The 7,011-nt window shown below is 47.8% G+C and carries 7 protein-coding genes; 3 read left to right on the forward strand and 4 right to left on the reverse strand.

Features of this window, described 5'->3' with window-relative positions:
- A partial coding sequence (locus LDL35_RS13595) for an ATP-binding protein (RefSeq protein WP_304023393.1) occupies positions 1-909 on the forward strand: 909 nt, incomplete at its 5' end.
- A gap of 23 nt (positions 910-932) precedes the next feature.
- On the opposite strand, the gene LDL35_RS13600 is transcribed toward LDL35_RS13595, so the two are convergent.
- A complete protein-coding gene (locus LDL35_RS13600) occupies positions 933-2,111 on the reverse strand; it encodes a Coenzyme F420 hydrogenase/dehydrogenase, beta subunit C-terminal domain (protein ID WP_304023395.1) in 1,179 nt (392 codons plus the stop codon).
- Complete coding sequence (fdhF, locus tag LDL35_RS13605) at positions 2,112-4,175, reverse strand: formate dehydrogenase subunit alpha (RefSeq protein ID WP_304023397.1); 2,064 nt, start codon at positions 4,173-4,175, stop codon at positions 2,112-2,114. It abuts the gene before it with no gap.
- Positions 4,176-4,324: 149 nt separating this feature from the next.
- On the opposite strand from fdhF, the gene LDL35_RS13610 reads away from it, so the two are divergent.
- Positions 4,325-4,471 (forward strand): hypothetical protein, encoded by a 147-nt coding sequence (locus LDL35_RS13610; RefSeq protein WP_304023398.1) that lies wholly within the window; start codon positions 4,325-4,327, stop codon positions 4,469-4,471.
- A gap of 243 nt (positions 4,472-4,714) precedes the next feature.
- On the opposite strand, the gene LDL35_RS13615 is transcribed toward LDL35_RS13610, so the two are convergent.
- On the reverse strand, positions 4,715-5,101 hold the full coding sequence (locus LDL35_RS13615; protein WP_304023401.1) for a tetratricopeptide repeat protein: 387 nt from the start codon (positions 5,099-5,101) through the stop codon (positions 4,715-4,717).
- A gap of 364 nt (positions 5,102-5,465) precedes the next feature.
- Complete coding sequence (locus LDL35_RS13620) at positions 5,466-6,068, reverse strand: chemotaxis protein CheW (RefSeq protein ID WP_304023403.1); 603 nt, start codon at positions 6,066-6,068, stop codon at positions 5,466-5,468.
- A 196-nt stretch (positions 6,069-6,264) separates the two neighbouring features.
- Between LDL35_RS13620 and LDL35_RS13625 the strand changes: the two genes are divergently transcribed.
- Positions 6,265-6,987: a response regulator gene (locus tag LDL35_RS13625; RefSeq protein ID WP_304023405.1), complete on the forward strand. Its 723-nt coding sequence runs from the start codon at positions 6,265-6,267 to the stop codon at positions 6,985-6,987.
- Positions 6,988-7,011 lie beyond the last annotated feature (24 nt).

Consider the following 7,011-nt stretch of genomic DNA (forward strand, 5'->3'; position numbering starts at 1 on the left):
CGAAATAATGACCGGGAAGAGATCTATATCAGGGCTGGTTCAACCTCAAGACTTGCGACCCGTGAACAGCAGGCACGACTGTTTGCTGCCGGAGGAATTCTTCATACTGAACTCCTTCCCGTTCCTGGAACCTCATTCCAGTCCCTTGACCTTACCCGAATCCGGGAATATCTCACTCATATTATCCATGATCCGGAGATTCCTGACAAAGATGAAGACTGGATACGAAGGCTCACCGGACTTGGGATGCTCACGACCGTCTCCGGAGACAGAGTTGTCTGTACCATTGCCGGCATTGTTCTCTTCGGGATACACCCACGGAAATATATGAGGCAGGCAGGAATCCGCCTTATCATATACGAATCAGAAGAGAAGACCTACCAGACATTCGTTGATACCGTACTTGACGGGCCATGTACCGGACGATATATCACAAATGAACACGGAGTCAGAACACTCCAGGACCCAGGTCTCATTGAACGGTTCAGCGAGATGATTATGCCATTTATCTCAACCGGTGCGAGCACAGTCAATGATGAGTTCAGACTGACAAAAGACTGGCAATACCCCTTTGAAGCAATTCGTGAAGTGGTCATCAACGCCCTCTGCCACCGGGACTGGACACGGGCAGTTGATGTCGAAGTAAGCAGATATAGTGACAGGATTGAGATCATCAGCCCTGGTGCTCTTCCAAATTCCATGACCGTAGAGAAGATGATTGCAGGGCAGCGGTCTCCACGAAATCCATTGATAGTGGAAATATTACGTGACTATGGGTATGTTGAGAGCAGGGGGATGGGTGTCAGAACCAAGGTGATTCCGCTGATGAAGATGAATAATAACAGAGAGCCGGTCTTTAAGGCAACTGAGGATTATCTGTGTACAGTCTTATACCGGAAATCAGAATAATCCTCATCACACACGAAAAAAAGTTAATTGGAATAATCTGGTCTTCCAAGTTTTGGCTCAAATGCGAGGTCGGCCTCACTCCTAATGGCATGAGAGAATAAAGCCAGCGGAATATCCATGGCACAGAGTTCCTCACACTGACCACAGTTGACACATGAGTCTGAAATATGGGCAAACCGTCTCATATGGAACATGGGTGACGGGGGCAGTGCACCCTGCTCGACCATGAGTGATTTCGTCTCCTTACCATTCCCTGCGACTGGCATGCAGACCGGACAGTTTTCTATACAGGAGTAGCATTTAATACACCGGGAGGTCTCACCGGCAATTGTATTCCAGAGATCAGCCTTGAGTGCAGTAAAGTCCTTTTTCCGCCATTTCTGACCCAGCTTTACCATGGCACCCTCAACCTTCTTTCTGATCTCAATTCCTTTAGGATCAGCAGGGGTAGTTGCAATGGCACCGGCTTTTACGGCTTTTTGTATAAGTTCTGCTCCCTTATCACTGCAAACCTCAACGAAGGTTGCTTTCCCTGCCTTATCACCGATGACTCCCCAGTTTCCACAGGCAAGATCTGCCTCACGAGGCACTTTATAAAGACACCGACGGCAGTTGGACCGGCGTCCATACCCGCTCTCTTCCAGCTCATCAATGGAGATCCCTTTATGTCCACCTTCATACTCGATGATAAACTGGCCCTTGTCAATCTCCTCCTTGTGAACGGTATTTGGATCAACCTGGTAGACATCACGTATCATAGTCCGGGCCTTGACCGGGGAGACGGTACCACCACAGTTCACCCCGATGAGCAGGAGGTTTGAAAGGTTCACCCCTTTACGTTTTGCCAGTTCATGCAAAGCCATAAGGTCACAGCCTTTAACGGTAACGGCTAGCTTCTTGTCAGGTGAGCCTTTCTGGAACTTCTGGACCACTTTTGCGATCAGGAGTGTCCCGCAGTGTAAAGATCCGGCAGTTCCGACCAGCTCCTTTGGATCGGTGACGACGGTCGGGACTGCATCATAGATATCCTGCCCTTTCTGCACGGCAAGAACCGCATCAACCATCTTGTTGGTAAGGGCATATTTTAAGAGACCGGTAACGGCACCACCGCACTCTGCTTTTTGTGCGATCTGATCCTCAGTCGTCCATGCATAGACCATATCACCAGCCTTAATGGCAGGTTTTGAGTCAAAAAGTCCCATTTATTTCGCCTCCGCAATCTTCTCTATCTTCACCGCACAGGCCTTGGACTCAGGAATTTTTGCAACCGGGTCCAGAGCATTGATAGTCAGGACATTTGCGGCACATTCAGCATAGTGAAACGGGATGAAGACAACCCCAGGCATGATATCCGGTGTTACCCGTGCAGGGATGGTAATCTCTCCCCTCCTTGTTTTTGCTTTTACCTTCTCTTTATCTGCGATGCCCAGTTTCTTTGCATCCTCCGTGTTTATCTCAACCCATCCGGTCGGTTCTTCACGCTCAAGACTTGCAGACCGGCGGGTCATGGTACCGGTATGCCACTGCCAGATGGAACGTCCGGTTGTCAGCACAAACGGGTATTCACTGTCCGGAACTTCCTGAGGCCATTTGAAGGGGATGCCTGTCATGAGACCCTTTCCATCCGGCATACCGAACTTCTCACCATGGAGAATCGGTGTTCCAGGATGATCCTTCGTAGGACATGGCCAGTGAAGTGCTTCAGGCCGGTTCAGACGCTCATAGGTCATCCCGCCATAGGAGGGAGTGAGTGTTGCCATCTCATTAAACACGTCTTCAGAAGTCTTCCATGGGAACTGGGCACCATACCCCATCTTTGCTGCGATTGATGCGATGATCTCCCAGTCACCTTTTGCTTCTCCAGGTGGATTCTGTGCTTTTCGCCACATCTGAACCCTGCGTTCGGTTGAAGTCTGTGTCCCGTCCTTCTCTGCATAGCAGGCAGCCGGAAGAACCACATCAGCAAATTCAGCGGTCTCGTTCAGGAATATATCCTGGACAACGAGGAAATCCAGAGTCTTTAATGCATGCTCGACATGAGTGAGGTCAGGATCTGATATCATCGGATTTTCCCCCATGATATACAGGCACTTTATCTCACCGGGTTTTTCAGTGAGGACATTCATGAGCGTGGTGACTTCATATCCGTTCTCACCCTTTGCAATCCCGTCCGGAAACTTCCAGCCATCTGCAAACTTCTTTTGGGCTGCCTCATCGATGACCTTCTGGTATGCCGTGTAAACCACCGGGAGACATCCCATGTCACAGGCACCCTGCACATTATTCTGTCCACGAAGGGCATTCACACCAGTCCCCGGCCGCCCAAGATTTCCGGTCAGCATCTGCAGGTTGCCACAGGACTTGACATTGTCAACGCCGGTGGTGTGCTGGGTGATACCCATGGAGTAGAGAATTGCACTTGCCCCTGACTTTGCAAACCATTCTGCAGCAGTCTTGATCTTGTCAGCAGGAACACCGGTAATCTTTGAGACGTTCTCAAGGCTGTACTCATCCTTCATGACCTCTTTCTTGAGTTCCTCAAACCCATTGCAGCGGTTTTGAATAAACTCCTTGTTTTCCCAGCCGTTCCGTATGATCTCCTGCATCATACCGTTCAGCAGAGCAACATCGGTACCTGACCTGAACTGGAGATACAGATCAGCCTGTTTTCCGGTGGGCGTGTACCGGGGGTCGGCATAGATGAACTTTGCACCCTTAGCCTTTGCCTGCATAACCCGGTGCCCGATAAGCGGGTGGCATTCAAAGGTGTTTGACCCGATGATGAACACACATCTGGATTCTGCGATATCACCGATCGAGTTTGTCATGGCACCTGATCCAAAAATATTTGCAAGTCCTGCTACGGTGGAAGCATGACACAGACGGGCACAGTGATCAATGTGCTTTGTCTTGAGCACACCCCTGGCAAACTTCATCATGGCGTAGTTGTCTTCGTTTGAGACCCTGGCTGAGGCAAGACAGGCACACTCATCTGGTTTATAAGACTTGAACTTTTCAGCAACAAGTTTGAGTGCTTCATCCCAGGAGGCCTCGACAAATTTTCCATCCTTTTTGATGAGTGGTTTTTTCAGCCGGTCAGGGCTGTTGATAAATTCATATGCATAGGTCCCTTTCGGGCATAATTTTCCTTCATTCACCGGAGAACGCTGATAGGGTGCAACCCCGGTTACCATTCCTTTGTCTACGACCAGATTGAATGAACATCCGGTTCCGCAGTACGGGCAGGTCGTCTGAACATACTTCATAAATTCCCTCTTATGGATGCTGTAAGCTATCACGGCTGCACATACCGTGATAGGAAAGCCCTATCGACCTATATATCCCGAGTTTCCAAAGACCAGTGCCAGGGTTTCATTGATCCCGGTGAAAAACCTGTATAAATTCCGATGAACGGATGACAGATGCGGATATCCGGTTGAAGATGTGCGTGGTTTTGGTGAAGAAAGAGACGGAGATCCGGTTTGTTTTCCATGAGCGATCATTTCGGTTTCCTGCATTCTTTGGAACATATCACGACAAAGCTCGTGGTACTACGTACTGATTGGAGTGAAACAGGCCCTCTTTCCTGTTTCCATGCACATATTCACAGCCACATGCCCCCATGAGAATATGTACACAGATATCCGATCAGGACTGAACTGGAGGCTGACTAATAATATCTATCCCTGATGGATAAGCATTTGCATTTCAATTCTGCCATGCATTACAGAATTAAATGTTTTATTTTGTTTTCAGACAAGAGTAAGCGTGTGAAGATTACAAAAAAGTGGGATGATCTTATGCACTATACCCGGTACCGGGGGCAAGGAGCACTCATGGCAAGGGATATCCCTTTTTGAATATACATAAGCCCCTCTTCCTGGCTCCCGATCTTTCGAAGAGTCATTCCTTTATTATACCAGACTTCTGCATTGTACGGATCAGATTCGAGTGCCTTGTCATACCAGACCAGTGCATCTGCATGGTTTCCCATATGATCCAGGCAATCTGCAACCTTTTGAAATGCCCGCCCATTATTCGGCTCTTTTTCAATAATCTCTTTATACAGCCTGATTGCGATCTCATACTCACCCCTTATCTGACATTCATCAGCAGCACAAAAGACTGATTCAATCAGGGGATCGATTGTCGCATACATTCGCTCAAAAGCTGACTTTCCCTCTGTTGACATGTGTATCCTGTCCTAAAAAACAAAGACCGGGAAAAATACCCCAAGACGCTTATCACACACACAGAAGACTCCCTTTTACCTTTCCTGGTCTTTGGCCTGCAACCAGAATATTCAGATGATACATCTCAGATCCATGTGGCGATTCTCTTGTCCGGTGAAGAATAGACATATGAATTGATTGTTCATCATTTATGGGATAGTACTTGAGGTAATTTCAATTTAGAGAATATATTGATAAGGATATGCCATTCAGATATGCACGTCAGTAATGCCATGCATTACAACAAAAAAAGGGGATTTAAATGGAAGAATAACAATTTCCCCCGGATAAAAGGATATTTACGGGGGAGATCCGGACACGGGATCAGAGCTCAGCGGCGATTTTTTCGATCATGGTCCTGATATCAAGCCAGACAACCAGCCCGCTTTTATCCTTCTCACCGGTTGTTTTTGTCTTCTTCCTGATAACACCAAGAATGTCCCGGTGAGTCTTCTGCGATGATGTATTCTCCTTGTCGATATCTTCATTTCCATAGGTTGTAACAGAGAAGACATCGTCCACGAGGATGCCTATTGGCTTTTCTGTTATCGAACGATCGAGCACGATGATCCGCGATTTTTTCTTCCCTGATGATTCGGTGGTGATATGCATGAGATCTTTGAGATCAATGATGGTGGTTATCATTCCCCGAAGGTCAATGATGCCTTTCAGATAGGGAGGAGTATTGGGGAGCGGAGTAACTTCAGTCTGGGTGATCACCTCCCTGGTATCAAAGAGATCAATTGCAAAGAGTTCATTGCCAAGGATGAACTCAACGACCTGGATGGTCCCTGCCCCCTTCGTCCTGATCCGTGACATTGTCTGAACGGGAGCCTGTATTGCAGGTCCTTCCTCATCAAAGGCTGCCTGGGCCTCAACACTATAGGTTGCCATGATATATCCTCTCCTGATACTTGGTTTATTCATTCATAAACTTACCCCTGTCGGTTGGCATATCAGGAGAACGGACATACCAGAGGAAGGTACATAAATCCTGAAGCAACCGGATTTAAACAATCAGACCGCAAATGAAGCGATCTTACAGGATTATGCAGAGCACTGAGAAAATTCCTTATCATCACAGGACATAAACCTCATCAATTATCCCCCGGACACGAGATATATGCATACCTCCTTACGCACCCCATCAGATATTTTAAAGATACTCCTTGTTGATGACGAGGATGTGGTTCTGCATGCTACCCGTGAGTATCTGAAGACATGTTTCTCTTTTGATGCTGATATCACAGCATCAGGATCCTCCGCCCTTGCCAGACTTTCAGAAAACGAGTACGATGCCATCATTGCCGATTATGAGATGGAATCAATGAGCGGACTGGATCTCCTCAGCGCAATCAGGGAACGCGGGGATGATACACCATTTATTATATTCACCGGAAAGGGGAGGGAGGAGGTTGTAATCGAGGCATTTGAACGCGGTGCCGAGGGGTATGCTCAGAAAGGCGGTGAAATTCGATCCCAGTTTGCAGAACTGGCCCAAAAGGTAAGGGCCGCAGTATTCAGTACACGATCGGCACGGGCAGTTCATGAACAGGATGCAAGACACCGGATACTCTTTGAAACGATGGGGCAGGGAGTGATATACCAGGACAGGGACGGTACAATTATCGAAGCAAACCGGAAACTTCAGCTCCCCTCCAGCATCACCAGGCACGATATCTTAAATTCACTTGGCGGGCTTCTCCTCTTCCTTGATAGTATTCCACGATCAGATCTCCCGCCCATTGTCAGAGAAAACCTCAACCGGATTGAGGCATACGCACTGACGATTCAAAAACAGATCGAATTCACCCATGATTATCAGGTTTTGAGGCATACGCACTGACGATTCAAAAACAGATCGAATTCA

This window comes from Methanospirillum hungatei, assembly GCF_020216685.1.
Classification (GTDB): Archaea; Halobacteriota; Methanomicrobia; order Methanomicrobiales; family Methanospirillaceae; genus Methanospirillum; species Methanospirillum hungatei_B.

Coding starts and splice junctions, on each gene's coding strand:
- LDL35_RS13615 (WP_304023401.1), bottom strand. CDS start 5,101: ATGTCAACAGAGGGAAAGTCAGCTTTTGAGCGAATGTATGCGACAATC.
- LDL35_RS13625 (WP_304023405.1), top strand. CDS start 6,265: ATGCATACCTCCTTACGCACCCCATCAGATATTTTAAAGATACTCCTT.
- LDL35_RS13600 (WP_304023395.1), bottom strand. CDS start 2,111: ATGGGACTTTTTGACTCAAAACCTGCCATTAAGGCTGGTGATATGGTC.
- fdhF (WP_304023397.1), bottom strand. CDS start 4,175: ATGAAGTATGTTCAGACGACCTGCCCGTACTGCGGAACCGGATGTTCA.
- LDL35_RS13610 (WP_304023398.1), top strand. CDS start 4,325: ATGACAGATGCGGATATCCGGTTGAAGATGTGCGTGGTTTTGGTGAAG.
- LDL35_RS13620 (WP_304023403.1), bottom strand. CDS start 6,068: ATGAATAAACCAAGTATCAGGAGAGGATATATCATGGCAACCTATAGT.